General features: G+C 73.0%; 21 protein-coding genes. 7 read left to right on the top strand and 14 right to left on the bottom strand.

Annotated features, from left to right (window positions below):
- The first annotated feature begins 154 nt into the window (after window positions 1-154).
- Complete coding sequence (locus ACFC0G_RS09930; RefSeq protein ID WP_376400016.1) at window positions 155-784, top strand: hypothetical protein; 630 nt, start codon at window positions 155-157, stop codon at window positions 782-784.
- On the opposite strand, the gene ACFC0G_RS09925 is transcribed toward ACFC0G_RS09930, so the two are convergent.
- The 3 genes from ACFC0G_RS09925 to ACFC0G_RS09915 are packed head-to-tail and all read right to left on the bottom strand — an operon-like array spanning window position 701 to window position 2,819.
- A complete protein-coding gene (locus ACFC0G_RS09925; RefSeq protein WP_376400013.1) occupies window positions 701-1,273 on the bottom strand; it encodes a cob(I)yrinic acid a,c-diamide adenosyltransferase in 573 nt (190 codons plus the stop codon). The genes ACFC0G_RS09930 and ACFC0G_RS09925 overlap by 84 nt on opposite strands.
- A 14-nt stretch (window positions 1,274-1,287) precedes the next feature.
- Complete coding sequence (locus tag ACFC0G_RS09920; RefSeq protein WP_376400011.1) at window positions 1,288-2,037, bottom strand: ABC transporter permease; 750 nt, start codon at window positions 2,035-2,037, stop codon at window positions 1,288-1,290.
- Between the two features lie 8 nt (window positions 2,038-2,045).
- Complete coding sequence (locus ACFC0G_RS09915) at window positions 2,046-2,819, bottom strand: ABC transporter ATP-binding protein (RefSeq protein WP_376400007.1); 774 nt, start codon at window positions 2,817-2,819, stop codon at window positions 2,046-2,048.
- 88 nt (window positions 2,820-2,907) lie between these two features.
- On the opposite strand from ACFC0G_RS09915, the gene ACFC0G_RS09910 reads away from it, so the two are divergent.
- Window positions 2,908-3,546 (top strand): TetR/AcrR family transcriptional regulator, encoded by a 639-nt coding sequence (locus ACFC0G_RS09910; protein ID WP_376400004.1) that lies wholly within the window; start codon window positions 2,908-2,910, stop codon window positions 3,544-3,546.
- Between the two features lie 47 nt (window positions 3,547-3,593).
- Here ACFC0G_RS09910 and ACFC0G_RS09905 read toward each other — a convergent pair whose 3' ends face one another.
- From ACFC0G_RS09905 to ACFC0G_RS09895, 3 genes are read right to left on the bottom strand one after another with little or no spacing between them, the layout of a single operon-like run.
- The gene (locus ACFC0G_RS09905) at window positions 3,594-4,742 is read right to left on the bottom strand and encodes a cysteine desulfurase family protein (RefSeq protein WP_376400001.1); all 1,149 of its coding nucleotides are present in this window, start codon (window positions 4,740-4,742) and stop codon (window positions 3,594-3,596) included.
- A gap of 31 nt (window positions 4,743-4,773) precedes the next feature.
- A complete protein-coding gene (locus ACFC0G_RS09900) occupies window positions 4,774-5,574 on the bottom strand; it encodes a hypothetical protein (RefSeq protein WP_376399998.1) in 801 nt (266 codons plus the stop codon).
- Window positions 5,571-6,488 (bottom strand): DMT family transporter, encoded by a 918-nt coding sequence (locus ACFC0G_RS09895; RefSeq protein WP_376399995.1) that lies wholly within the window; start codon window positions 6,486-6,488, stop codon window positions 5,571-5,573. The genes ACFC0G_RS09900 and ACFC0G_RS09895 overlap by 4 nt, the downstream gene beginning before the upstream one ends.
- A gap of 235 nt (window positions 6,489-6,723) precedes the next feature.
- Here ACFC0G_RS09895 and ACFC0G_RS09890 point away from each other — a divergent pair, with 235 nt between their 5' ends.
- From ACFC0G_RS09890 to ACFC0G_RS09880, 3 genes are all read left to right on the top strand, one after another.
- Window positions 6,724-7,572: a 3-hydroxyacyl-CoA dehydrogenase family protein gene (locus ACFC0G_RS09890; RefSeq protein WP_376399992.1), complete on the top strand. Its 849-nt coding sequence runs from the start codon at window positions 6,724-6,726 to the stop codon at window positions 7,570-7,572.
- A gap of 127 nt (window positions 7,573-7,699) precedes the next feature.
- Window positions 7,700-8,023, top strand: coding sequence for an STAS domain-containing protein (locus tag ACFC0G_RS09885; protein ID WP_376399989.1), 324 nt, complete (start codon window positions 7,700-7,702; stop codon window positions 8,021-8,023).
- Between the two features lie 357 nt (window positions 8,024-8,380).
- Window positions 8,381-11,074 (top strand): ATP-binding protein, encoded by a 2,694-nt coding sequence (locus ACFC0G_RS09880; protein ID WP_376399986.1) that lies wholly within the window; start codon window positions 8,381-8,383, stop codon window positions 11,072-11,074.
- Between the two features lie 123 nt (window positions 11,075-11,197).
- On the opposite strand, the gene nucS is transcribed toward ACFC0G_RS09880, so the two are convergent.
- Window positions 11,198-11,869 (bottom strand): endonuclease NucS, encoded by a 672-nt coding sequence (gene nucS, locus ACFC0G_RS09875; RefSeq protein WP_024759240.1) that lies wholly within the window; start codon window positions 11,867-11,869, stop codon window positions 11,198-11,200.
- 228 nt (window positions 11,870-12,097) lie between these two features.
- Here nucS and ACFC0G_RS09870 point away from each other — a divergent pair, with 228 nt between their 5' ends.
- The gene (locus ACFC0G_RS09870) at window positions 12,098-12,490 is read left to right on the top strand and encodes an SCO5389 family protein (protein ID WP_359669716.1); all 393 of its coding nucleotides are present in this window, start codon (window positions 12,098-12,100) and stop codon (window positions 12,488-12,490) included.
- A 115-nt stretch (window positions 12,491-12,605) separates the two neighbouring features.
- Here the strand turns inward: ACFC0G_RS09870 and ACFC0G_RS09865 are convergent, their stop codons facing one another.
- Window positions 12,606-13,640 (bottom strand): LLM class flavin-dependent oxidoreductase, encoded by a 1,035-nt coding sequence (locus tag ACFC0G_RS09865; protein WP_376399981.1) that lies wholly within the window; start codon window positions 13,638-13,640, stop codon window positions 12,606-12,608.
- Window positions 13,641-13,838: 198 nt separating this feature from the next.
- Here ACFC0G_RS09865 and ACFC0G_RS09860 point away from each other — a divergent pair, with 198 nt between their 5' ends.
- Window positions 13,839-14,171, top strand: a complete 333-nt coding sequence (locus ACFC0G_RS09860; RefSeq protein WP_376399978.1) for an ATP/GTP-binding protein — start codon at window positions 13,839-13,841, stop codon at window positions 14,169-14,171.
- Between the two features lie 43 nt (window positions 14,172-14,214).
- On the opposite strand, the gene ACFC0G_RS09855 is transcribed toward ACFC0G_RS09860, so the two are convergent.
- The 6 genes from ACFC0G_RS09855 to scy form a co-directional block, all read right to left on the bottom strand.
- Window positions 14,215-15,051, bottom strand: coding sequence for an ABC transporter permease subunit (locus ACFC0G_RS09855; protein WP_376399975.1), 837 nt, complete (start codon window positions 15,049-15,051; stop codon window positions 14,215-14,217).
- Window positions 15,048-16,253, bottom strand: coding sequence for an ABC transporter ATP-binding protein (locus tag ACFC0G_RS09850; RefSeq protein WP_376399972.1), 1,206 nt, complete (start codon window positions 16,251-16,253; stop codon window positions 15,048-15,050). Before ACFC0G_RS09850 ends, ACFC0G_RS09855 begins: the two co-directional genes overlap by 4 nt.
- 165 nt (window positions 16,254-16,418) lie before the next feature.
- Window positions 16,419-17,198, bottom strand: coding sequence for an ABC transporter permease (locus ACFC0G_RS09845; RefSeq protein WP_376399968.1), 780 nt, complete (start codon window positions 17,196-17,198; stop codon window positions 16,419-16,421).
- Between the two features lie 3 nt (window positions 17,199-17,201).
- Window positions 17,202-18,170: an ATP-binding cassette domain-containing protein gene (locus ACFC0G_RS09840; protein WP_376399965.1), complete on the bottom strand. Its 969-nt coding sequence runs from the start codon at window positions 18,168-18,170 to the stop codon at window positions 17,202-17,204.
- A gap of 110 nt (window positions 18,171-18,280) precedes the next feature.
- Window positions 18,281-19,216, bottom strand: coding sequence for a cellulose-binding protein (locus tag ACFC0G_RS09835; RefSeq protein ID WP_317599205.1), 936 nt, complete (start codon window positions 19,214-19,216; stop codon window positions 18,281-18,283).
- 114 nt (window positions 19,217-19,330) lie between these two features.
- Complete coding sequence (scy, locus tag ACFC0G_RS09830; protein WP_376400505.1) at window positions 19,331-23,863, bottom strand: polarized growth protein Scy; 4,533 nt, start codon at window positions 23,861-23,863, stop codon at window positions 19,331-19,333.
- Between the last annotated feature and the right edge of the window lie 197 nt (window positions 23,864-24,060).

Below are 24,060 nucleotides of genomic sequence, written 5' to 3'. Positions count from 1 at the left end.
ACGTACCCATCCAACACGCCCCCACGTGCGGGGACCTCCTCGTCCGGGCCGATCCGTCCCTCCGTCGAACGATGTAGACGGACTTCGTCACCGGCGACGACGAACCGCGCCCGATCCCACGGGACGCTGAGGGGGAACCGAAAGGGGAACCGTCGTGATCGTCGCGCTGGTCGTCATCTGCGAGGTCGGCTTCTGGGTCCTGCTGGCCGCAGGCCTCGCCACCCGCTATCTCCTGAAGATGCCCCGGGCGGGAGCGGCGCTGCTGCTGTGCGAGCCGCTCCTGGAGGTCCTGCTCCTGGTCGTCACCGCGATCGACCTCAAGAACGGGGCCGAACCGAGCTGGCGGCACGGGCTCGCCGCCGTCTACATCGGCTACACCGTCGGCCACGGCCACCGGACCGTGCAGTGGCTCGACGGCCACGCCGCCCACCGCCTCGGCGGCGGCCCGCCGCCCCCGAAGCCGCCGCGGTACGGCATGGCGCGCGCCCGGCACGAGGGCCGGATCTGGCTCGGCTCGGTGATCGCCGCGTCCGTCGCCTCCGTGCTGCTGCTCCTGGCGGTCTGGTACGTAGGCGGCGACGGGAACACCGATTCGCTGCGGAGCTGGATCTTCTTCGCCTGGCGTGCGGTCGGCATCCACGGCCTGATCGCGCTCAGCTACGCGATCTGGCCGAAGAGGGCCCCGCAGGGTGTCGAAGGCTCAGCGGTCCCCGCCCGGGACCCAGAGCACGTCCCCGACCTCCTTGTTCGCCGACCGGGCAAGGATGAAGAGCAGATCCGATAGCCGGTTGAGGTACGTGGCGGTCAGGGCGTTCATCGACTCGCCGTGCACCTCAAGGGCCGCCCACGTGGAGCGCTCCGCCCGCCGGACCACCGTGCACGCCTGGTGCAGCAGTGCCGCACCGGGCGTGCCGCCCGGCAGGATGAAGGAGCGCAGCTTGTCGAGCTCCTCCAGGAAGCGGTCGCAGTCGGCCTCCAGCTTGTCGACGTACGCCTGCTCGACGCGCAGCGGCGGGTACTTGGGGTCCTCCACCACGGGCGTGCAGAGGTCCGCCCCCACGTCGAAGAGGTCGTTCTGGACGCGGACGAGGACCTTCACGACCTCCTCGTCCAGCTGCCCGAGGGCGACGGCCGTGCCGATGACGGCGTTGGCCTCGTTGGCGTCGGCGTAGGCCGAGATCCGCAGATCCGTCTTGGCGGTCCGGCTCATGTCACCGAGGGCGGTGGTGCCCTGGTCGCCGGTACGGGTGTAGATGCGCGTCAGATTGACCATGGGGTCCAGCCTAGTTAGGCGTGGGCGCTCCGGAACGTTCGTGTGCCGACCGTCACGGCGAGCGCCGTCAGGCCGAGGGCGACGAGCACCCCGTACAGCACGGCCGGTGTCGTGTAGTGGCCGATGTAGACCTCCCGGACCGCGTCCACCAGATAGCGGAACGGCATGAGGTGCGAGACGACGTCCAGCCAGCCGGGGGCGAGGGCCATCGGCAGCATCAGGCCGGACAGCAGCATCGACGGCATCGCGAGCGTGTTGATCGCGGGGCCGAACTCCTGCGGGCTCGGCAGTTTCAGCGCGAGCGCGTACGAGAGCGAGGCGAGCGCCGCCGAGAGCAGGGCGACGAAGCCGAAGCCGATCAGGATCCCGGCGAGCGGCGCCCTGAGGCCCATCGGCACGGCCACCACGACGAGCAGCAGCGCCTGGAAGACGAAGAGCGCGGCGTCCCGCAGCACCCGGCCGAGCAGCAGCGCGAGCCGGCTCACGGGCGTGACCCGCATCCGGTCGAACACGCCCCAGTTCTTCTCCATGATGATCGAGAAGCCGGCGAACGAGGCGCCGAAGAGGCCGAGTTGGAGCAGCAGGCCGGGCACGAGGATCTGCCAGGAGTCGCCCTCGCGGCCCAGCGGGAGGCCGGTGAGCAGGGGCCCGAAGAAGAACAGGTAGAGCAGGGGCATCAGGGCGCCGAAGAAGATCTGGAACGGGGAGCGCAGGGTCTGGCGGGCGTAGCGCCCGAAGAGCAGCGCGGTGTCGTGGAGAAGCATCAGAGGTCCTAGACGGCTACGGGAGTGGTGTCGACGGGGGCCGGGCCGCGCCCGGTGATGGAGAGGAAGGCGTCCTGGAGGGTGGCCGCGCCGTGCTCGGCCTTGAGGGCGGCGGGGCTGCCCTCGGCGACGACCGTGCCCTTGTCCACGATCACGAGCCGGTCGGCGAGCGCGTCGGCCTCGTCCAGGTAGTGGGTGGTGAGGACGACGGTCGTGCCGTACTCGTCGCGCAGCCGCCGCACCAGGGCCCACAGGTCGGCGCGGCTGCCGGGGTCGAGGCCGGTCGTCGGCTCGTCGAGGAAGAGGACCTCCGGCCGGTGGGTGAGCCCCATCGCGAGGTCGAGGCGGCGCCGCTGGCCGCCGGAGAGCGCCGGGGTCGGCCGGTCGAGCAGGTCCGTGAGGTCGAGCTCCGCCGCGAGTTCCTCGGCGCGGGCGGTCGCGCGGGTGCGGTCGAGGCCGTAGAGCCTGCCCTGGAGGACGAGCTCGGAGCGGACCGTCTCCTGGGGGTCCAGGCCGCCGGACTGGGCGACGTACCCGATGCGCCGCCGGACGGCCGCGGGGTCCTTGACGAGGTCGTGGCCGGCGATGGTGGCGGCGCCGCCGGTGGGCGGGAGCAGGGTCGTGAGCATGCGGAGGGTGGTCGTCTTGCCGGCGCCGTTGGGGCCGAGGAGTCCGAGGATCTCGCCTGGCCGGACGGTCAGGTCGATCCCGCGGACGGCCTCCACGGGGCCGTTCTTGGTGGGGAAGGTCCGGGCGAGCCCGGCCGTGCTGATGATGGGCATGGCGACTAGAAAAACAGAGTCACTGAAATTTTGCAATGCCACCAAGTTTTGAGAGGGCGCAAAATTTCAGGGAGCCTAGGATGTGGGCATGGCCGAGGGACTCAGGGAACGCAAGAAGCGCGAGACGAAGCAGCGGATCTCCGACATCGCGACCGGGCTCTTCCTGGAGCACGGCTTCGTGGCCGTGACCGTCGCCGACGTCGCCGAGGCGGCGGACGTCTCCGTCAACACCGTCTACAACTACTTCCCGGCCAAGGAGGACCTCTTCCTCGACCGGATGGACGGCGTCACCCAGCGCCTCGCCCGGATGATCCGCGGGCGCGACCGGGGCGAGTCCGCCGCCGCCGCCGTCCTGCGCGAACTGCGCCAGGACATCGGCGCCGTCTCGCCCGCGTACGGACTCATGGACGGCTTCGACGCCTTCATGAACGTCATCGAGCACGCCCCCACCCTCAAGGCCCGGCTCTTCCACCTCCAGCAGCAGGTCCACGACGCCGTCGTCACCACCCTGCGCGAGGAGACCGGGGCCGACGCGGACGACCCGCTGCCGCTGCTCGTCGGCGGCCAGCTCGCCTGGATCGAGACCACGGTCGTCGCCTACATCACCCGGGAGATGACCGCGGGACGCAAGGCGACGACCGTCTCCCGCGAGGCCCTCGTCCTCCTCGACGAGATCGAGGAGCTGCTGGGCGAGCGGGTCCTGACCTACGCCGTACGCGAGGGCTGAGGGGCCCGCCCGGTCCTCCGGTTCCGGTACGCGGGCGCCCCCCCGCGTCAGACGGCCCCGACCGCCGGGCGCGAGACCCCGGCCGCCAGCGCGCGGGCCGCACGGACGACCTCCTCCTCGGTCGTGAAGCGCCCGAAGCCCACCCGGATGCTGCCCCGGATCCGCTCCGGCGCGAGACCGGCGGCCGTGAGGACGTGCGAGGGCTCCTGAGCCGAGCTGTTGCAGGCCGAACCCGTCGACACCGCGATGTCCGTGACCTCCAGGAGGAGCTGCTGGGCGTCCGTGCCCTCGAAGGACAGGCTCACCGCGTGCGGCAGGAACCCCGGCCCCGTACCGCTGTTCAGCGTGTACGGGGCGAGCTCCGCGAGCGTGGAGAGGAACCGTTCCCGCAGCCCCGCCAGCCGTACCGCCTCCGCCTCCCGGCCGGCCGCGAGCACACCGACGGCCGCGCCCAGGCCGATGACGGCGGCCGTGTTGACCGTGCCCGCGCGCAGACCGCGCTCCTGCCCGCCGCCGTGCAGGAGGGGTGCCAGCGGCGCGCGGTCCGACAGGCGGTTGGCGACGTACAGCACGCCGATGCCCTTCGGGCCGTAGATCTTGTGCCCGGAGAAGGTGAGGAGATCGACCCCGAGCGCCCGGACGTCGACGGGCAGCGAACCCACGCCCTGGGTCGCGTCGCAGTGCAGCGGCACTCCGGCGGCCCGCGTGACCGCGCCGATCTCCGCCACCGGCTGGACGGTGGAGATCTCGTTGTTCGCGAGCATCACCGAGACCAGCGCGGTCTCCGGCCGGAGCGCCGCCGCCACCTGGCGCGCGGAGACCCTGCCCTCGGCGTCGACGGGCAGCACCGTCACGTCGTGCCCGTCGGCCCGCAGGGAACGGCAGCTGTCGAGCACGGACTTGTGCTCCACCGCCGTGGTCACCACATGGCGCCGCTCGTGGGACGTGACGACTCCCTTGATCGCCAGGTTGTTGCCCTCGGTCGCGCCCGAGGTGAAGTAGATCTCGCTGCGCGCCGCCCCGATGAGGCGGGCGACGGCCCCGCGCGCCCGTTCGACCTCGCGGAAGGCGCGGATGCCGGCCGCGTGCGGGCTGGACGGATTGGCGTAGCAGTGGGTGGCGGCGAAGGTCATCGCCTCGACGACCGCCGGGTCCGCCGGGGTGGTCGCCTGGTGGTCGAGATAGATCGTGGCCATGCCGGTACTCCCTGTCCTCGGTGGCGGTCCGTCAGAAGTCGTCGGCGGTGTAGGGCAGGGCGATCGGATCGGCGCAGGCCGCGTCGGCGAAGACCAGCACGATTTCCTCGCCGGGGACCGCCTGGGTGCGGAGGTAGATCTCGGCGCCCTTCGTCACCTTGTCCCGGTCGGCGAGCGAGCTGATGTCGACGACGTGGCGGCGGGCGCAGTCGGGGAAGGCGGCCCGCAGCCGGGCGAAGTAGCGCGCGAAGTACTCGGCGACGATCAACGGGCAGCGCGGGACGACGTGGTCGTCCTTGACGACCCCGGCGAGCACCTTCTCGTACTGGCGGGAACGGAAGACGATCTCGTCCCCGTCGAGGAGGAACAGCGGGTGTTCCGCCGGGTCGCGCAGCCGGCGCTTCATGGTGCGCGCGGCGCGATTGCGCAGGGTGCGCTCGCGGGTGACGGTGAAGGAGGTCCCGGCCGCGGCCGCCGCGGCGGCGAGCGGGCCGAGGTCGGTCTGCGCGGGGCCGGCGGCCGGCAGCGTACAGACGTCGTCGGAACAGGACAGGCCGAGGTCGTTGACGATGACGTCGTACACCACCTTGTTGCCCCGGTGCAGGCGGCGGGCGGCGGCGCCGGTCTCCTGGGCCAGGGCGAAGGAGCTCAGCGAGAACTCCCCGACGCCGGCGGTCGCTTCGACGTAGCCGCCCGCGACGAGGACCGCCGAGCGGTGGGCGGGGTCGACGGTCTCCAGGAGCGGGGCTACCCGCGGCGGGACGGTGCGGGTGCGGGTGCGGGTGTCGGCGTGGGTGTGGGTGTGGGTGTGAGAAGTGGTCAGGGTGTTCACGTGTGCACTCCGTTCTTCCGGGAAGGGGATCGATCGGACGGTGCGGGGCCGGGGGGTTCGTCGGGTGCGGACGGCCGGCGGGCGGTGCCGACGGCCGCCGTCACCACGCAGAGCACGGCGGCCCATTGGGCGGGGGAGAGCCGCTCGCCGAGGAGGGCGAGGCCCACCAGGGCCGCGATGACCGGCTCCACCGTGGACAGCACGGCGAAGACCCGCGGCGGCAGCCGGCGCAGCGCGGCGAACTCCAGCGAGAACGGGACGACGGTGGTGAGGACCGCCACCGCGAGGGCGGCCCCGAGCACCCGCGGTTCGAGCAGGACGCCGGGGGAGGGCAGGCCGAGCGCCGGAGCGGTGGGCAGCGCGAGGACGGCCGCCACGGCCAGGCCGAGCGCCAGTCCGGAGCCGCCGGGGACCGCGCGGCCCACCCGGCCGCCGAGCAGGATGTAGCCGGTCAGCGCCGCGCCGGTGAGCAGGCTCGCCGCGAGGCCGACCGGATCGTCCATGCCGCGCGTACCGCCGAGGACGAGCAGACCGGCGGCGGCGACCGCCACCCAGAGCCGGTCGAGCGCGCGCCGGGAGGTGAACGCGGCGAGCAGCAGCGGCCCGCTGAACTCCAGCGTCACGACGACGCCGAGGGGCAGCCGGGAGGTCGCCTCGTAGAAGGCGAACTGCATGACGGCGAAGACGGCCCCGTAGGGGAGCAGGAGCCGCCAGTGGGTGCGGAGGAGCCGGGGCGCGGGCCGGGACAGCAGGCAGAGCAGGGTGGCGGCGATGAGCAGGCGCAGCAGGGTCGCGCCGGTCGGCCCGGTCTCCTCGAAGAGCCGCTTCGCGAAGGCGGACCCGAACTGCAGGCTGACCATGCCGGTCAGGAGCAGCAGGGGCGCTGGGACGGCTCCCCGGGCGTACGGACGCATGACGGCACCTCCTCTCCGGGCCTCGGCCCCGAGCCCCGACCGGCGGGCGGATGCCGGAGACTCTATACCCCCTAGGGGTATGTCGCGACCGGAATGGGGCACGGAAGAGGTGTCGCGAGTGTGACGTCCGTCAAAGAGGGCGTGACGCGCATTACTTAGCGGTCACATGGCGCCCCGCGACCGCTAATCTCCGCCGGAGAGCCAGAAGTGAACAGGCGTTGAGGGGTGGAACATCGTGGCCAGGAAGCTCGCCGTCATCGGGGCCGGACTCATGGGATCCGGCATCGCGCAGGTCTCGGCACAGGCGGGCTGGGACGTCGTCCTGCGTGACGTCACCGACGCCGCCCTGACCCGCGGCACCGACGGCATCAAGGCGTCGTACGACCGGTTCGTCGCGAAGGGCCGGATGGACGCGGCCGACGCCGAGGCCGCCCTCGGCCGGATCACCGCCACCACCGAGCTCGACGCCGTCGCCGACGCCGACATCGTCGTCGAGGCCGTCTTCGAGAACCTCGACGTCAAGCACGAGATCTTCCGCTCGCTCGACAAGATCGCCAAGGACGGCGCCGTCCTCGCCTCCAACACCTCCGCGATCCCGATCACCAAGATCGCCGCGGTGACCGAGCGCCCGGAGGCCGTCGTCGGCGTCCACTTCTTCTCGCCGGTCCCGATGATGCAGCTCGTCGAGCTGGTCCGCGGCTACAAGACCAGCGACGCCACCCTGGCCACCGCCCGGGAGTTCGCCGAGTCCGTCGGCAAGACCTGCATCGTCGTCAACCGCGACGTCGCCGGCTTCGTCACCACCCGCCTCATCTCGGCCCTCGTCGTCGAGGCCGCCAAGCTCTACGAGTCGGGCGTCGCCACCGCCGAGGACATCGACATCGCCTGCAAGCTCGGCTTCGGCCACGCCATGGGCCCGCTCGCCACGGCCGACCTCACCGGCATCGACATCCTGGTGAACGCCGCCAACAACATCTACACCGAGTCCCAGGACGAGAAGTTCGCGCCGCCGGAGCTGATGCGCCGGATGGTGGACGCGGGTGACATCGGGCGCAAGAGCGGGCAGGGCTTCTACAAGCACTGAGTCCGGCCCGCCACCCCGCCCTCACTCCGTGGGGTGAATTTCGGTATCGGTTCGCTGACAAGGCGCAACGTATCTGCCGGTGCGGCAGTCAGTTGTTGCGAAGACGGAGCACACTCGGGGAGCGCATATGCACATCAGGGGCGACCACGTCGAGCTGGTCGTCGGGGGCCGCCTCGACGTCCGCAGCGCGGCGGACGCCCGTACGGTCCTGCACTCGGCCGTCGACGACGGAGTCGGCGATCTGGTACTCGACCTGACCGGCCTCGACTCCTGGGACGCGACCGGGCTCGGCGTGATCATGGGCGTTCACCGGAGAGCCGGCCGCTGCGGCCGGCGCCTCGTCCTGCGCGGGGTGCCGCCCCAGATGCAGCGGCTGCTCGTGGCCACCAAGCTCCACCGCATCCTCGCCATCGAGGGCGGCCTTGCCGCGGAGTCGCTGCCCCGGGTGTGACCTCGCGGGCGGATCCGGTACGGGTGTGAGCTTTCGGGCGGATCCGGTACGGGTGTGAGCTCGCGGGCGGATCCGGCGCGGCGGGACCCGGCGGGGCGTCTCCGGTACGGCGGTACCCGGCGGGGCGTCTCCGGTGCGGGTGGGACCCGGCGGGCGGAGGTGACAGGGGGGACACGGCCCTGTGAAGCAGCTGTGTGAACCAGGCGTCACGCTCAATCCTCACAAGACCGTGACGTCTTGGTCTCTGAAGCCCCCCGGCTGTTCCCGACCGCCTGACCACGGTCTAGGGTTCGGTCGCCTGCACATTGACGGACCCACCCGGCGGGCACCTGACACCGCTTCTTGGGGGCTTGGACCATGGACCCGATCAACCCTGGGTCGGAGCAGTACGGTCACGACACCGAGGGCGAGGACGCCCGCCCCGCGCTCGGCGCCGCCCTGCCCGAGCGCTCGCCCGCGGCCCCCGCACGCGCCCGCGTCGTCCGCCTCGTCTCCGGCGAGCTGCTCCTCACCGTCAACCCCGTCGACGGCAGCGAGATAGAGCCCTGCCCGCCGGGCCAGGAGCCCGAGGCCCCCCGCCGCCGCACCCCCGAGGAGCGCGCCGAGGCCGCCCGCGCCGCCGCCCCGCCCGTACCGCCCGGGCCCGCCGCCCCCGCACTGCCCCTCCTCGAACGCCAGGAACAGCGCGAGCGGCTCGCCGAGATCCTCGCCCGCGGCCGCTCCGCCCGCCTCACCGGCCCCGCCGGCTCCGGCCGCACCGCCCTCCTCGACGCGGTCGCCGCCGACTGCGCGGAGCTCGCCCCCGACGGCGTCGTCCGCCTCTCCGGCCACCACCGCACCCCCACCGAGCTCCTCCACGAGCTCTTCAGCACCGTCCGGTACGCCCCGAACCACCGGCCCGACCGGACCACGCTCCCCGACCGGCTCCGCGACATCGGCGCCGTCGTCGTCGTCGACGACCTGGAGTTCGGCGGCGCCGCCCTCGACGAACTCCTCGCCGCCGCCCCCGAGTGCGCCTTCCTCCTCGCCGCCGCCCCCGACGCGCCCGCCCCCTCGGCCGGCGCCCACGTCGAGGAGGTCGCCCTCGCCGGCCTCGGCCGCGGTGCCTCCCTCAAGCTCCTGGAGAGCGCCGTCGGCCGCACCCTCACCGACGAGGAGGCCAACTGGGCCGGCGACCTGTGGTTCGAGTCCGAGGGCCTGCCCCTCCGCTTCGTCCAGGCCGGGGCCCTGATGCGCCAGCGCGACCGGCTGCGCGTCACCCCGGCCGAGTTCGACGCCTTCGGCGCCCTCGAAGAGGCCTTCGGCCCGACCGACCCCGCGGCGGCCGCCGCTGCCGCTGCCGCCGCCTTCGACGGCGTCGACGACCCCGACGTCGAACTCCGCGAGATACCCCTGCCCAGCCTCGGCGAGGGCGCCGCGCCCGCCGCCCTCCTCGCCTCCCGGCTCAGCCGCTCCGCCCAGGCCGCCCTGCGCTTCGCCGTGGCCCTCGGCGGCGAGGTCCCGCACCAGGCCCACCTGCCGGCCCTGGTCGGCGACACCCACGCCGACGCCGCCCTCGGCGAGCTCGTCGCCTGCGGACTGCTCTCCCCGGTCGGCACCCGCTACCGGCTCGCCGCCGGGGTCCTCACCCAGCTCCTCGCCCACGGGTACGAGCACGACGCCGCCGACCGCGTCCACACCACCGCCCAGCACTACGCCTGGTGGGCCGGCCACCCCTCCGTCACGCCCGAGCGCGCCGCCGCCGAGTCCGACGCCCTCCTCGCCGCCCTGACCGCACTCGTCGCCGGCGCCGAAGCCGGCACCGACGGAGAGCGCCGGACCACCGCCGTCCTCCTCGCCCGCGCCGCCGCGCCCGCCTTCGCCGCCGGACTGCACTGGGGCGCCTGGGAGCGGGTCCTGCGCGCCGGACAGGAGGCCGCCCGGCTCACCGGGGACGTCGCCGAGGAGGCGTACTTCCACCACGAGCTCGGCGTCCTCGCGATCTGCGCCGGAAACCTGGAGCGGGCCCGCGCCGAGCTGGAAGCCTCCATCGGCATGCGCGGGGTGCTCGCCGACAAGCGCGGCACCGTCGCCGGCCGCCGGGCGCTCGCGCTCGTCGCCGACCTCTCGGGAGAGCACGGCACGTCGGCCGCGGCCCGTGCCGAGGAGCCCGTCTCCCCGCCGCGCGGCACCCCGGCCCTGCGCCGCACCACCCCCCGTCCCGCGCCCCCGGTCCCGGAGCCGCTGACGGCCCCGCTGCCCGGTGGCCCCGTGCGCGGCCCGGCGACCTCCCCGGTGCCCGCCTTCCCGGACTTCGCCGACGAGGGCCCCACGCTCATCACCCGCCCGGACACCGTCCAGGGCAGCCGCCGCCCGGGCCTCAAGGGCGGCATCCTCACCGGCGCCCGCCGCAACCTGGCCGCCGTCGGCGCCGGTGCGCTCCTCGTGGCCGTCCTCGGCACCGTCGTCACCCTCGGCGCGACCTCCGGCAACGGCGAGGACCCCGCCACGAACCGCGTCACCTCCGACAGCACGGCGACCGACGACGGCACCGACGACGGTCTCGACGGCGCCGAAGCGCCGGCCGACGGCGACGCGGGGGAGGGCGACGAGCCGGGTGACACCGGCGAGTCGGGCAAGCCCACGGACTCCGGCTCCCCGAGCCCCTCCGGCTCCGACGGCACCTCGCCGTCGAACGGGCCGACGAGCCCCGGCGCCACCGGCTCCCCGAGCTCGACGGACGCGTCCGAGTCCTCGTCCCCGTCGTCCTCGGCGCCGTCCCCGTCGGACAGTCCTACGGGCACCACCGCCCCCACCACGACCCGGCCGCCGTCGAGCCCGTCGGCCAGCACCGGCGGGCCGCGTCCGACCTCGTCGAGCCCGGTTCCGTCGACCACCCCGCCGTCGCCGTCGACCACCCCGCCGACGACCCCGCCCCCGACGACCACCGCGCCGCCGACGACCAGCGCTCCGCCGCCGGGGGAGAACTCCCCGAGCAACTCCGCCTCGGCGTCCCTCGGCGGCCCGTCCGCCTCCGACACCCCCGCCGCCTCGGAGACGCCGATCGCCTGACCCGGGTCCGGAAGCGGAAGCGGAAACGGATACGGATACGGAAGACGAAATACGGGGACGGCCCCGGGCGCGCTCACCGCACCCGGGGCCGTCCCCGTACTCGTACCGCTTCGTCCGTCGGCTCTAGAAGAGCCGGAGCTTGTCGTCCTCGATGCCGCGCAGCGCGTTGTAGTCGAGGACCACGCAGCCGATGCCGCGGTCCGTCGCGAGCACCTTCGCCTGCGGCTTGATCTCCTGCGCCGCGAAGACGCCCTTCACGGGGGCCAGGTGCGGATCGCGGTTGAGCAGCTCCAGGTAGCGGGTCAGCTGCTCGACGCCGTCGATCTCGCCGCGCCGCTTGATCTCCACCGCGACCGTCCCGCCGTCCGCGTCGCGGCAGAGGATGTCGACCGGGCCGATCGCCGTCGGGTACTCGCGGCGGATCAGGGTGTACCCCTCGCCGAGGGTCTCGATGCGGTCGGCGAGGAGCTCCTGGAGGTGGGCCTCCACGCCGTCCTTGATGAGACCGGGGTCCACACCGAGCTCGTGCGAGGAATCGTGGAGGATTTCCTCCATCGTGATGATCAGTTTCTCGCCCGCTTTGTTGATCACGGTCCAGATGCCCGCCTCACCGTCCGCACCCTCCTTCAGGGTGCACGGCGGGGACATCCAATTGAGCGGTTTGTACGCCCGGTCGTCCGCGTGGATCGAGACGCTCCCGTCGGCCTTGATCAGGATCAGACGGGGTGCGGAGGGCAGGTGGGCGGTGAGCCGACCCGCGTAGTCCACGGAGCAACGGGCAATGACGAGACGCATGGTCCGCAACGCTACAAGACGGGCGCTCTTCCGCGCGATTCGGGCATCATCCTGAGCCGAACACCCGTCGGTTATCAGCCTGTTGTGTTCCCAATCTTCTGGTGCGACCAGGTCTGCGCGCTTACCGTGGAAGCTGGAGGTCGTCGTCCGTGCACGCTGCGTGGCGGGCGGCCCGGCCTTCGCCCCTGCCCGCAAGACCCCGTCCGCGGGGTCGCGAGAGGAGAACCCATGTCGCTCGACGTCTCACCGGCACTGTTGGAACAGGCCGAGCGAGGCGAGGTCGACGAAGCCGACTTCGTCGACTGCGTCCGGACCTCCCTGCCCTTCGCATGGGAGATGATCAGTTCTCTGGTGGCTCAGCTGAAGGTCGACGGCGGAGAATTCGCCGACAACCAGACGCCGCCGCCGAATGAGCAGGCACGTGGTCAGCTGCTGCGCGCGCTCGCGAGCGATGCCATTCGTGGCGCCCTGCAGCGGCACTTCGGGGTGCGTCTCGCCTTCCAGAACTGCCATCGCGTGGCGGTGTTCCCGCTGGACCCGGCGGTGGACGAGCGGCTCGCCCGCTTCACGTCCGTACGGGGGCAGCTGCTCAACCAGTCGCCGGAACTGCGCGACTGCTGAGACATGGTGCTGCCGCTCCGCATTGCGGGAGACGCGGTCGACGCGTGCCGACACGCGTCGACCGCGCGGAGATGCCGGAGCGGCAGCGCACTCTCTCCGCCGGGCCGCGGCCCGGTCAGACCAGCAGCGGAAGGACCTCGGCGCCGAGCCGCCGGACGTTCTCCTCGGTCGCCGCGAGGTCGCCCGAGCCCTCCGCGAGCAGAGCGAACCGCGTGATGCCCGTACGCTCCGCCGTCGCCGCGAGCCGGTCCGCCGCCAGCCGGGGCGTACCCACGGGGTGCAGTCGGCACAGCAGCTCCGTGTACGCCACGGGGTCCCGCATCGCCCGGTGCCGGCCGTCGACCGTCACATGCGCGTCGAGCCCCTGCTTCAGCCAGCCCGGCATCGCCTTCACCAGCGCCTCGGCCGCGTCCGGGCCGCGGTCCGCGAGCTGGGCCACCCCCGCCGAGACGTGCCCGGCGCCGATCCGCGCGATCTCGTCCGGGTCCCGCCCGGCCTCCCGCGCGCAGCGCGCCCAGGCCGCGACCATCTCGGCCTTGTCCTCGTCGCCGCAGTGCATCCCGAGCAGCATCGGAAGCCCCCGCTCCGCGGCGAGCCGCACGCTCTTCGGCGAGGTGCAGGCCACCACCACCTCGGGCCCCGCCCCGCCGCCGATCAGCTCGTCCGCGCGGGGCACCACCGCCACCTCGCGGAAAGCGAATCGTTCCCCCTCGGCGCCGACCCGGGGCTCGCCCAGCCACCGCAGCAGCAGATCGAGCGATTCGGGGAAGCCTCCTTCGTACGCCTCCAGGCCCGCGCCGAACACCTCCAGGTCGACCCAGGGACCGCCCCGCCCCACCCCGAGGGTGAACCTGCCGCCCGACGTGAGGTGCAGCAGCGCGGCCTGCTCTCCCAGGGCGACCGGGTGGACGGTCGGCAGCACACTCACCGCCGTGCCCACCCGCAGCCGCCGGGTGCGGCCGAGGAGCAGCGCGGCGAGCGTCACGGCCGAGGGGCAGACCCCGTACGGCACGAAGTGGTGCTCGGCGAGCCAGACGGAGTCGAGCCCCGCCTCTTCTGCGACCTCGGCGGTCCGCACCGCCCGGTGCAACGCCTCCCCTTGTCCCTGGCCCGGGAACTGGGCGGCCAGAACGAACGTACCCACGCGCATCGCCTTCTGCCTCCTTGCGGCCGACGCGTATCTCCCCTCGCACAGGCAACAACGTCTGACACGTGCCAAAGGCAACGGCCGTTCATGAAGTTCTTGCGATTTTCGGCTAAGCCGCCGTGGACGGGGCCCGGGGCACCGCATCGCGGCCCGTAGGCTGGAGAGAACGGTCCGTGTTCCCAGACCCCGTGAGGTGTGCCCGTGTCCCCGCGCCACAACCGTTCCCGAGGCGGCGATAAGCCCGAGCAGCCGCAGCCGGGCGAACCCGGCGACCGGTACGGCGGTGCGCAGCGCAGCGAGACCTGGCAGGGCGAGGAGTGGTACGTCCGCCTCGTCGCCGGAGCGAGCTCGCCCGGGAAGCGCTACCGCTGCCCCGGCTGCGACCAGGAGATCCCGCCCGGGGCCCCGCACGTCGTCGCCTGGCCCGAGTACGGGGGAGTGGACGACCGGCGCCACTGGCACAAGGCCTGCTGGAACGCGAAGGACCGCCGCACCAGCAGGGTGCAGCGGTCCCGTAACGCGCCGAAGTACTAGCCGACGTACCGGGGACTGTCCGCCCCGGTCCTCGCCGGCGTCCTCACACGTCCTTGCTGTTCAGCAGGGCGTAGGCGCCGGCCAGCGCCGCGGCCGTGACGCCGGTCACGATCAGCAGCGGCTCCCAGCCCGCCGGGCCGCTGTCGCCGAACGGCGGACGCTCGCTGTACAGCGCGATCATCTGCGAGGGGATCGCGTAGGTGAAGAGGGCCTCCTGCACCGACCGGAGCGCCTCCGAGAACATGAACAGCGCCGCCACCAGCGGAAGCAGCAGCAGGCCGATCATCACGGTGATCGCGCCGGCCGAGTGCCGGATGAGCGTCCCGAGCGCCAGCGACAGCAGACCCAGCATCGCCAGGTAGGCGCCCGCGCCGACCGTCGCCCGCAGCCATTCGCCGCCCGTGGGTTCCCGCGCGTCCACCATGGCGACCTGGGCCACCGCCACCAGCGTCGCGAAGACGGTCGTGACCGTGAAGACCAGCAGGAAGAAGACGAGCGCCTTCGCCGTCAGCACCCGCGCCCGGCTCGGGCAGGCGGTCAGGGTCGTACGGATCATGCCCGTGCCGTACTCGGAGGCGATCGTCAGGACCCCGAGCGTGATCACGCAGATCGATGCGGGAAGCATCCCGAAGAAGCCGAAGCCGAGCGCGGACTCCTCGCCCATCGGCGCCTCGGAGGTCGCGGCGATCGCCGCGACACCCAGGCCGATGCCCAGCATCAGCAGGATCATGACGCCGAGCGTCCACAACGTCGACCGGACCGAGCGGATCTTCGTCCACTCGGAGGCGAGCGCGTCCCCGAGGTGCGCCCGGCGGACCGGGATGGGGGAGACGTAGGCGGCGTGCGGCGCCGGAGCGTGGTGGTGGGTGGGGGCGGTCATCGGGCGTCCTTGGTGGTGTCGCTCGGCTGCGGGGTGCCCGGCTGCGGAGCGGCCGGAGCGGTCGGAGGGGCCGCCGGCGCGCTCGGGGCGGCCTGGTGCGGCGCGGCGTACGGGCTCGGCGCCGCGGGGGCCTGCGGAGCCCCGGCGTACGGGTTCTGTCCGGGCGGCGGCGGGGCGTACCAGCCCTGCTGCGGCACCTCGGGGGACATCGGCTGCTGCTGCGGCGGCATCCCGTACCCCGGCTGCCCGGGCTGCTGCGGCGCCTGGAGGTGGGCGAGCCGGTCGTCGGTGGAACGGTAGTCCACCGCGCCCTGCGTCATCCGCATGTACGCCTCCTCCAGGGAGGCCTGGTGCGGGGAGAGCTCCCAGAGCCGTACGTCCGCGCCGTGCGCCAGGTCGCTGATCCGCGGCAGGGGCAGGCCCGTCACGCGCAGCGCGCCGTCCGGCTCGGACAGCACCTGGCCGCCGGCCTCCATGAGCGCCGCCGTCAGCTTCTCCCGCTGCGCCGGCTCGGTCTGCGGCGTCCGCACCCGGGCGAAGTCGGCGGAGTTCGCCGAGATGAAGTCCGTGACGCTCATGTCCGCGAGCAGCTGCCCCCGGCCGATCACGATCAGGTGGTCCGCCGTCAGCGCCATCTCGCTCATGAGGTGGCTGGAGACGAAGACGGTCCGGCCCTCGGCGGCCAGCTTCTTCATCAGGTTCCGGACCCAGAGGATGCCCTCCGGGTCCAGGCCGTTCACCGGCTCGTCGAAGAGCAGCACCTGCGGGTCGCCGAGGAGCGCCGCCGCGATGCCGAGCCGCTGGCCCATGCCGAGCGAGAAGCCCTTCGAACGCCGCTTGGCCACGTCCTGGAGGCCGACGACGCCGAGGACCTCGTCGACGCGCTGCGCCGGGATGCCCGCCAGCTGGGCGAGCGACAGCAGGTGGCTGCGCGCGCTCCGGCCGCCGTGCACGGCCTTGGCGTCAAGGAGCGCGCCGACCTGCCGGGGCGCGTTCGGGAGCTGCCGGAAGGGGTGGCCGCCGATCGTCACCTGACCCGCGCTGGGCCGGTCGAGCCCGAGGATCATGCGCATCGTCGTCGACTTCCCGGACCCGTTCGGGCCCAGGAAGCCGGTGACCACACCGGGCCTCACCTGGAAGGAAAGGTTGTACACGGCCGTCTTGGCGCCGTAGCGCTTCGTCAGGCCGACTGCCTCGATCATTCTCCAGCCCCATCGACAGGTCGTCGCATCCGTGTCGGGGCGTGGCGGCCGACGGCCGGAGCCCCCCGTATGAATGAGGAGCTTATCCAGCCGTTGACGGTTCCAGCGAAGCGGAAGGGAAGCGGAAGGGAATCTCCGGGAGATTCCCAGGTGGACCCCTACGGGTCAGGCGTCGCGCTTCTTCATCACCAGGTAGCCGCCGAGGACCGCCGCCACCACCCAGACGAGCATGATCCCGAGCCCGCCCCACGGCCCGTACGGCGCCTCCTCCGTGCCCATCGCGTCCGGCACCACCTGCATGATCTTGGAGCCGGCCTGGTCGGGGAAGTAGAGGGCGACCTCCTTGGCCTTCGGGACCGCCGAGAGGATCTGCGAGATCAGGAAGAAGAACGGCACCAGGATGCCCAGCGACAGCATCGAGGAGCGCAGCATCGCCGCCACGCCCATCGAGAAGATCGCGATCAGCCCCATGTAGAGGCCTCCGCCGACCACCGCGCGCAGCACGTTGTCCGCGCCGAGGGTGGTGCGGTGCTCGCCGAGGAGCGCCTGGCCGAGGGAGAAGGAGAGGAAGCTGGTCGCCAGGCCCACGAGCAGGGCGAGCCCGCCGGCTACTGCGATCTTCGAGAAGAGGAAGGTGGCGCGCTGCGGGACCGCCGCGAGCGAGGTGCGGATCATGCCCGAGGAGTACTCGGTGCCGACCACCAGGACGCCGAAGACCACCATCGCCAGCTGGCCGAGGATCATCCCGGAGAAGCTGGCGAACGTCGGGTCGAAGGTGGCCCGCTCCACTTCGCTGAGATCGTCGAAGGTCGACTTGAACAGGGCGCAGAGCGCCGCGCTCATCACCACCGTGACGAGGAGGGCGCTCGCCAGCGTCCAGACGGTCGACGACACCGTCCGGATCTTGGTCCACTCGGACTGGAGAACCGCGGATGCCGCTGCCATCGTTCAGGCTCCCTTGGAGGTCGAGCCCCACTGGGGGCCGGGCGCCGGTGCGGCGCCGTGTACGTCGGTGCCGTGCGCGTGGTACTCCACCGCACCGGCCGTCATCTGCATGAACGCTTCTTCGAGGGAGGCGCGCTGCGAGCTCAGCTCGTGCAGTACGAGCCCGTGCTCCGCCGCCAGCTCGCCCAGCTTCTCGGTCGTCGCCCCGTCCACTTCGAGGTGTCCGTCGCCCACCTCGATGGCCGTGAATCCGTTGGTGTGGAGCACGTCCCGCAGCCGTTCCTGCTGCGGAGAACGCATCCGCACATAACTCCTGGAATTCTGCTGGATGAAATCCGCCATCGACGTGTCGGCCAGCAGCTTTCCCTGCCCGATCACGATCAGATGATCGGCCGTCAGCGCCATTTCGCTCATCAGATGGCTGGAGACGAAGATCGTCCGGCCCTCGCCGGCCAAGGCCTTCATCAGATTGCGGATCCAGTGAATTCCCTCGGGGTCCAGACCATTGACGGGTTCGTCGAACATCAGGATCTCGGGATCACCGAGCAGTGCCGAGGCGATGCCGAGCCGCTGGCCCATGCCGAGGGAGAAACCCTTCGACTTCTTCTTCGCGACCGGCGTCAGACCCACCAGGTCGAGCACCTCGCCCACCCGGCTCTGCGGGATCCGGTTGGACTGCGCGAGACACAGCAGGTTGTTGTACGCGGAGCGGCCGCCGTTCATCGCCTTGGCGTCGAGCAGCGCGCCGATGTACTTGAGCGGTTCCGCGAGGTCCCGGTAGTGCTTGCCGTCGATCCGGACCGTACCGCTGGTCGGGTTGTCCAGGTCGAGCATCATCCGCATCGTCGTCGACTTGCCCGCCCCGTTCGGCCCGAGGAAACCGGTGACGACGCCCGGCCGGACCTGGAAGGAGAGATGGTCGACCGCTGTCTTCGTTCCGTAGCGCTTGGTCAGGCCCTCAAGCTCGATCATGCGTACCAAGTTAAGGGCGCGCAAAACCCCCCGCCACCGGAGTGACGGGGGGTTTTGCGAGCTGTCGCCTACGCGTTACCGCGACGTGCTGCTCCTGGGGCCGCGGGGCCTCAGCGGGACTGCTGGGCCGGGACGCCGGCCGCGCGCTCGTCGTCGATCGGGGAGCCGGCCGCCGCGACGGCGGCACCCGTCAGGGTCGCCAGCATCTCGCGGACGTTGGTCAGCTGGGCGTTGATCGAGTCGCGGCGGTTCGTCAGCGCCGCGAGCTCGCGCTCCGACTCGCTGCGGATCCGGTCGGCCTTCGCGTTCGCGTCGGCCACGATGTCCTCGGCCTGGCGCTGCGCGGTCTCCACCGTCTGACGGGCCCGGCGCTCCGCGTCCGTACGCAGCTTCTCGGCCTCCAGGCGGAGCTGCTCGGCGCGGTGCTCGATCTCCGCGAGGCGCTTCTCGGCCTTGGCCTGACGCGAGGCCAGGTCGCGCTCCGACTGCTCGCGGCGCTTCGCCAGGTTGGTCTCGAAGTCCGCGGCGGCCTGGGCGGCCTTGGCGCGGGTCTCCTCGAAGAGGGCGTCCGCCTCCTCGCGCTTCGACTGCGCGTCCTTCTGCGCCTCGCCACGCAGCGAGTTGGCCTCGCCCTGCGCCTTCTCGACGATCCGGACGCCCTCGTCCTCGGCCTTCGACTTCCGCTCGGCCGCGAAGGACTCCGCGTCGTTGCGCACCTGCTGGGCGGCCGACTCGGCGAGCTCGCGGTGCTGCTCGGCGGCGCGACGGGCCTCCTCGCGCAGGTCCTTCGCCTCCTCCTCGGCGAGTCGGAGGATCTTCTCGACACGGGCACCGAGGCCGGCGTACGACGGCTCCGCGTCGGTGACCTGCGCCTGGGCGTTCTGCGTTTCGAGGTGGAGTTCCTCGATGCGCTTCTCCAGCGAGGTGATGCGGGACAGCGCGCTGTCGCGGTCGGAAACGAGCTTGGTAATGCGGTCGTCCACCTGACCGCGGTCGTAACCGCGCCGCACGAGCTCGAAGCCGAAGGGGGAGGAAGTGTCGCTCATGGGTTTCCTGTCGAATGAGACCGGTGAGGTGTTAGAGGGAATCCTAGGGGCCGAAGCGGCGTGTCATCGAGCGTATGCCCGTTTGATCTGGAGAATGTCCAGCCTTTTGAGTGGCTAGCCGTCCTGGGACTTGCCACTCGAACGAGTGGCCCCCGTCGACACACCCGCCTTGAGCCCGTCCTTCGCCCCCGCCGACGGCGTCTCGAAAGACTCCAACGCCTCCAGCACGTCCTGGACACGGGAGATCTCGGCATTGATGTCCTCGCGCCTGCGCACGAGCACCTCCAGCTCCCGCTTGCCCTCGGCGACGGTCCGCTCGGCCTCGGCCTCCGCGTCGGCCCGCAGCCGCTCGGCCTCCGCCTTGATGCCCTCGGCCTCCGCGACGAGCGACGCCTTCTTCTGCTCGGCCTCCTTGAGGAGCGCCTCCGCCTTCCGCACCGCAGCGATGCGGACCTTGCTCGCCTCGGAACTCGCCTCGGAGACCAGCTCCTTGGCCTTCTCCTCGGCCTCGGTGCGCTGCTCCGTGGCGGCCTTGACCAGCTTGTCGACGCGCTCGCCGGCCGTCTTCATCTGCTCGGCGTTCTCGCGCCGCGCCCGCTCGTGCAGTTCCTCGATCTCGCCCTCGACGCGGCCCCGCAGCTCCTCGGACCGGTCCCTTATGGCCGTCGCGTCGCTGCGTGCCCCGACGAGCAGTTCGTCGGCGTCCGTACGGGCCTTCTCCACCAGCGAGTTGCCCTCGACGGTCGCCTCGGCGACGATCCGCTCGGCCTCCTTGCGGGCCGCGCCGACCATCGTGTCCGCCTGCGTCTCGGCCTCGGTGGTGGCGCGCAGCGCCTCCTCCTGGGCCTTGGCGATGAGCTGGTCCGCCTGCTCGGCCGCGTCCGAACGCTTCCGCGCGCCGGCGTCCCGGGCCTCGTCGAGCGTCCGGTCCGCCTCCGCGCGGGCCTCCGACCGCATCTGCTCGGCCGCCGCCTCGGCGTCCGCCCTGAGCCGCTCCGACTCGCTGCGGATCCGCTCGTCGTCCTGCTGCGCGGCGGCCACCGTCGCGGCCGCCGCTGCCTCCGCGTCGGCCTTGGCCCGCTCGCCTTCGGCGATGGTCCGCGCGGCCTGCTCGGCGGCCTCCGCCGCGACCCGCTCGGCGTCGGCGCGCGCGTCCGCCGTGACCGCGTCGGACAGCTCGCCCGCCTCGCGGGTGAGCCGCTCGGCCTCGCTCGTCGCCTCGGCGATGAGCGCGTCGGCCTGCTCGGCGGCGTCGCTGCGGCGCTTGTCGGCGGCCTTGCGGGCCTCGTCGAGGACCTGCTCGCCGTCGGCGAGGGCGGCCGTCCGCAGCGCCTGGGCGTGCGCCTCCCCATCGGTCTTGACCTGCTCGGCCTCGGCACGGAGCCGCCGGGCGTCCTGCTCGGTCGTCTCCATGAGCTCGACCGCCTCGGCGGTGAGCCGCTCGGCCTCGCTCGTCGCCTCCGCCATGAGCGCGTCGGCCTGCTCGGCGGCGTCGCTGCGCCGCTTGTCGGCGGCCTTGCGGGCCTCGTCGAGGACCTGCTCGCCGTCCGTGATCGCCGCGGTCCGCAGCGCCTCCGCGTGCGCCTCGCCGTCGGCCTTGACCTGTTCGGCCTCGGTACGGAGCCGGCGCGCGTCCTGCTCGGTGCTCTCCAGGAGCTCGGCGGCCTCGGCCGTGAGCCGCTCGGCCTCCGCGGTCGCCTCGGCGGTGACCCGCTCGGCCTCCGCGAGCGCCTCCGTCGTGACCCGCTCGGCCTCGCTCGTCGCCTCGCCCACGAGGGTGTCGGCCTGCTCGGCGGCGTCGGAGCGCCGCTTGTCGGCGGCCTTGCGGGCCTCGTCGAGGACCCGCTCGGCCTCGGTGCCGATCCGGTCCGCCTCCGCCCGTGCCTCGCCGACCACCGTCTCGGCGCGCTCGGCGGCCTCCGAACGGATCCGGTTCGCGTCGTCCCGGGCGTCCGCCCGCGTACGGGCGGCGTCCTGCTCCGCCGAGGCGAGCGAGTCCGTCACCTCGGTCCGTACCCGCTGCGCGTACTCCGCGGTGTCCGCCCGCAGCTTCTCCGACTCGGCGATCGCGTCCCCGACCGTCCGCTCGGCCAGCGCCTTCGCGGCCTCCGACTCCTCCTGGGCGCGCGCCCGGGTGCGGGAGGCGTCCTCGGACGCCCGCTCCCGCTCCTCGTACGCGTCGGCCCGGACCCGGTCCGCCTCCTCCTGCGCCTCCGTACGCGTCCGCTCGGCCGCGTGCTCGGCGGCGCTGCGCAGCCCGGCGATCTCCTCCTCGGCCTGCTCGCGCAGCCCGGCCACCGAGTCCCGCACCTCCTGGGCGGTCTGCTCGGCCGCGGTGACCATCTCGGTCGCCCGCGCGTCCGCCTCCTCGACCAGGCGCTGGGCCTCGGCCTGGGCGTCCTCGACCCGCTTGCGGGCGGCGGCGAGGAGCTCCTCGGACTGCTCGCGGGCGTGCTCGCGCTCCCGGCCGGCCTCGGAGCGGGCCGACTCCAGGGTCGACTCGGCCTCGCGGCGGCGCCGGTTGGCCTCGTCCTGCGCGGCGGCCAGCGCCTCGGCGGCCTCGGCGGCCACCCGCTCGGCGGCGGCCCCGGCCTCCGCCCGGACGCGGTCGGCGGTCTCCTGCGCCTCCGACTTCAGGCGCTCGGCCTCCTCGCCGGCCTCCGTGCGGAGCCGTACGGCGGCGGTCTCGGCCTCGGTGCGCGTGGTGGACGCGTCGGCCGAGGCCTCGGCCCGCAGCCGCTCGGCCTCCTGCTCGGCCTGCTCCTGGAGCGTACGGATGCGCTCGGCGGCCTCCGTGCGGAGCCGCTCCGTCTCCTCGGCGGTCTCGCGCCGGATCCGCTCGCTCTCGGCGCGGGCGTCGGTCAGCTCCCGGCCGGCCGCCGCCACCTTCGTCTCGGCGTCGGTGTGCAGCCGGGTCAGTTCCTCGGCGGCCTCGGCGCGACGGGCCTCGGCGGCCCGCTCGGCGTCCGCGCGCAGCCCGGCGGCGGCCTCCTCGGCCGTCTCCCTGACCGACTCCGCCTGCTCCTCGGCCTCGGCGCGCAGCCGCTCGGCCTCGGCGCGGGTGCGCTCCAGGGTCTCCTCGGCCTGGGCGCGGAGCGTCTGGGCGCGCTCCACGGCCTCGGACTTGACCCGCTCGCCCTCGGCGCCGGCCTTGGTGCGGAGCTCCTCGGCGTCCGTACGGGCCTTGGTGAGCAGCTCCTCGGCGGTGCCGGCCGCCTCCTCGATCTGCTGGAGGGCCTCGCGCCGGGCCTCGCCGCGGATCCGCTCGCCCTCCGCGACGGCCTCGGCGCGCAGCTGCTCGGCCTCGCCGCGCAGCCGGCGGGCCTCCTCCTGGAGCTCGACCGTCTTGGCGCGGTACTCCTTGGTGTCGTCCTTCGCCGAGCCGAGCAGTTCGTCGGCCTGCTCCTCGACCCGGGCCCGCAGCCGGTCCATCTCGGCCTCGGCCTCGCGGCGGACCCGCTCGGCCTCCTCGGCGGCCTTGCGGGTGGTCTCGCGGGCGTCGTCGGACGCCTTGGTGAGGATCTCCTCGGCGCTGCGCGCGGCCTTGGCGAGCGCGGCGGCGGAGTCCTCGGCGACGGCCGTACGGGCCTTCTCCGAGGCCTCCGAGAGCAGCTTCTCGGCCTCGGCGGTCGCCTCGCGGAGCTTCTCCTCGGCCTCGGCCTTGAGGGCCTCGGCGTCCTTGGTGGCCTCGCCGACGAGCCGGGCGATCTCCGTCTTGGCCGTGCGGGTGCGCTGCTCGTTGACGGACTCCGCGGAGGCGAGCTGCCTGGCGGCGGCGTCCTTGGCCTCCGTGAGGGCCTTCTCGGCCTCGGCGCGGGCCAGCCGGAGCTTCTCCTCGGCCTCCTGCATGCGCTGCTCGGCGGCGCGGGACAGCTCGGTGGCCTGGCGGCGGGCCTGGTCCGTCTCGGCGGTGGTCGTCGAGCGGAGCTGCTCGGCGTGGCTCGTGGCCTCCTGCGCCTGGCTGGAGGCGGCGCCCAGGAGCCGCTCGGCGTCCTTGCGGGCGCGCAGCAGGATCGCCTCGGCCTCGGCGCGGGCCGCCTCGGCCTCGGCGCCGACGCGGCGGCTGGTCTCCTCCGCGAGCCGGGTGGCCTCGGCGCGGGCGGTGGCGAGCGACTGCTCGGCCTCCGCGCGGGACTCCTCCATCAGGCGGCGGGCCTGGGACTCCGTACGGGCGCGCAGCTGCTCGGCCCAGGCGACGTTCTCGTTGACGTGCGCCTCGACGGTCTGCCGGCGCTCGTTGAGCTCCTGGTCCAGCTGCTGGCGGCGCTGGACCGCCTCGTTGTGCAGCTCGGCCTGGAGCCGCGACTGGTGCTCGGCGTGCTCCTGGAGGATGCGCTGCGTCTGGGCGCGGGCCTCGCGCAGCTCGCGCTCGGCGTCCTGCCGGAGCTGTTCGGCCTGCGCCTGCGCGTTGCGCAGCAACTGCTCGGCCTGGTAGCCGATGTCCGCGCTGTCGTACGCGGGCCTGGACGCGATGGTGCGGCGCGCCTCGTGGAGCTTGGCACGCAAGACCTCGACCTGGTAACCGAGGTCCTCGGCGTGCTGGACGGCCTTTTCCCGCTCGGTCTTCAGCCGGTCCATCTCGGCTTCGAACCGTGCGAGATGGTCGTCTTCAGCTCGGTGGCTCTCCTGGCGTTCGTAGCCCCGCACTGCGCGGTCCATCCTTCCCCGAGCTCTCCGAGCAGGGGAGACCCCAACCCTGTCCGCAACTCCAACGAGCACCGTCTTCACCGACGAGGACGGACCCCCGGGGAATCGTGGCAGATCGGACGACCCCGACATCCCGACTTCGGTGCCACGCGGAGCAGCCCCGACCGGCCCCGGCCCGGAGCCGCCCACTCTACCGG

Origin of the sequence: Streptomyces sp. NPDC056169 (assembly GCF_042268445.1) — a bacterium.
In the GTDB taxonomy this organism is placed as follows: Bacteria; Actinomycetota; Actinomycetes; order Streptomycetales; family Streptomycetaceae; genus Streptomyces.
This window is presented reverse-complemented; position numbering and strand designations above follow the sequence as displayed.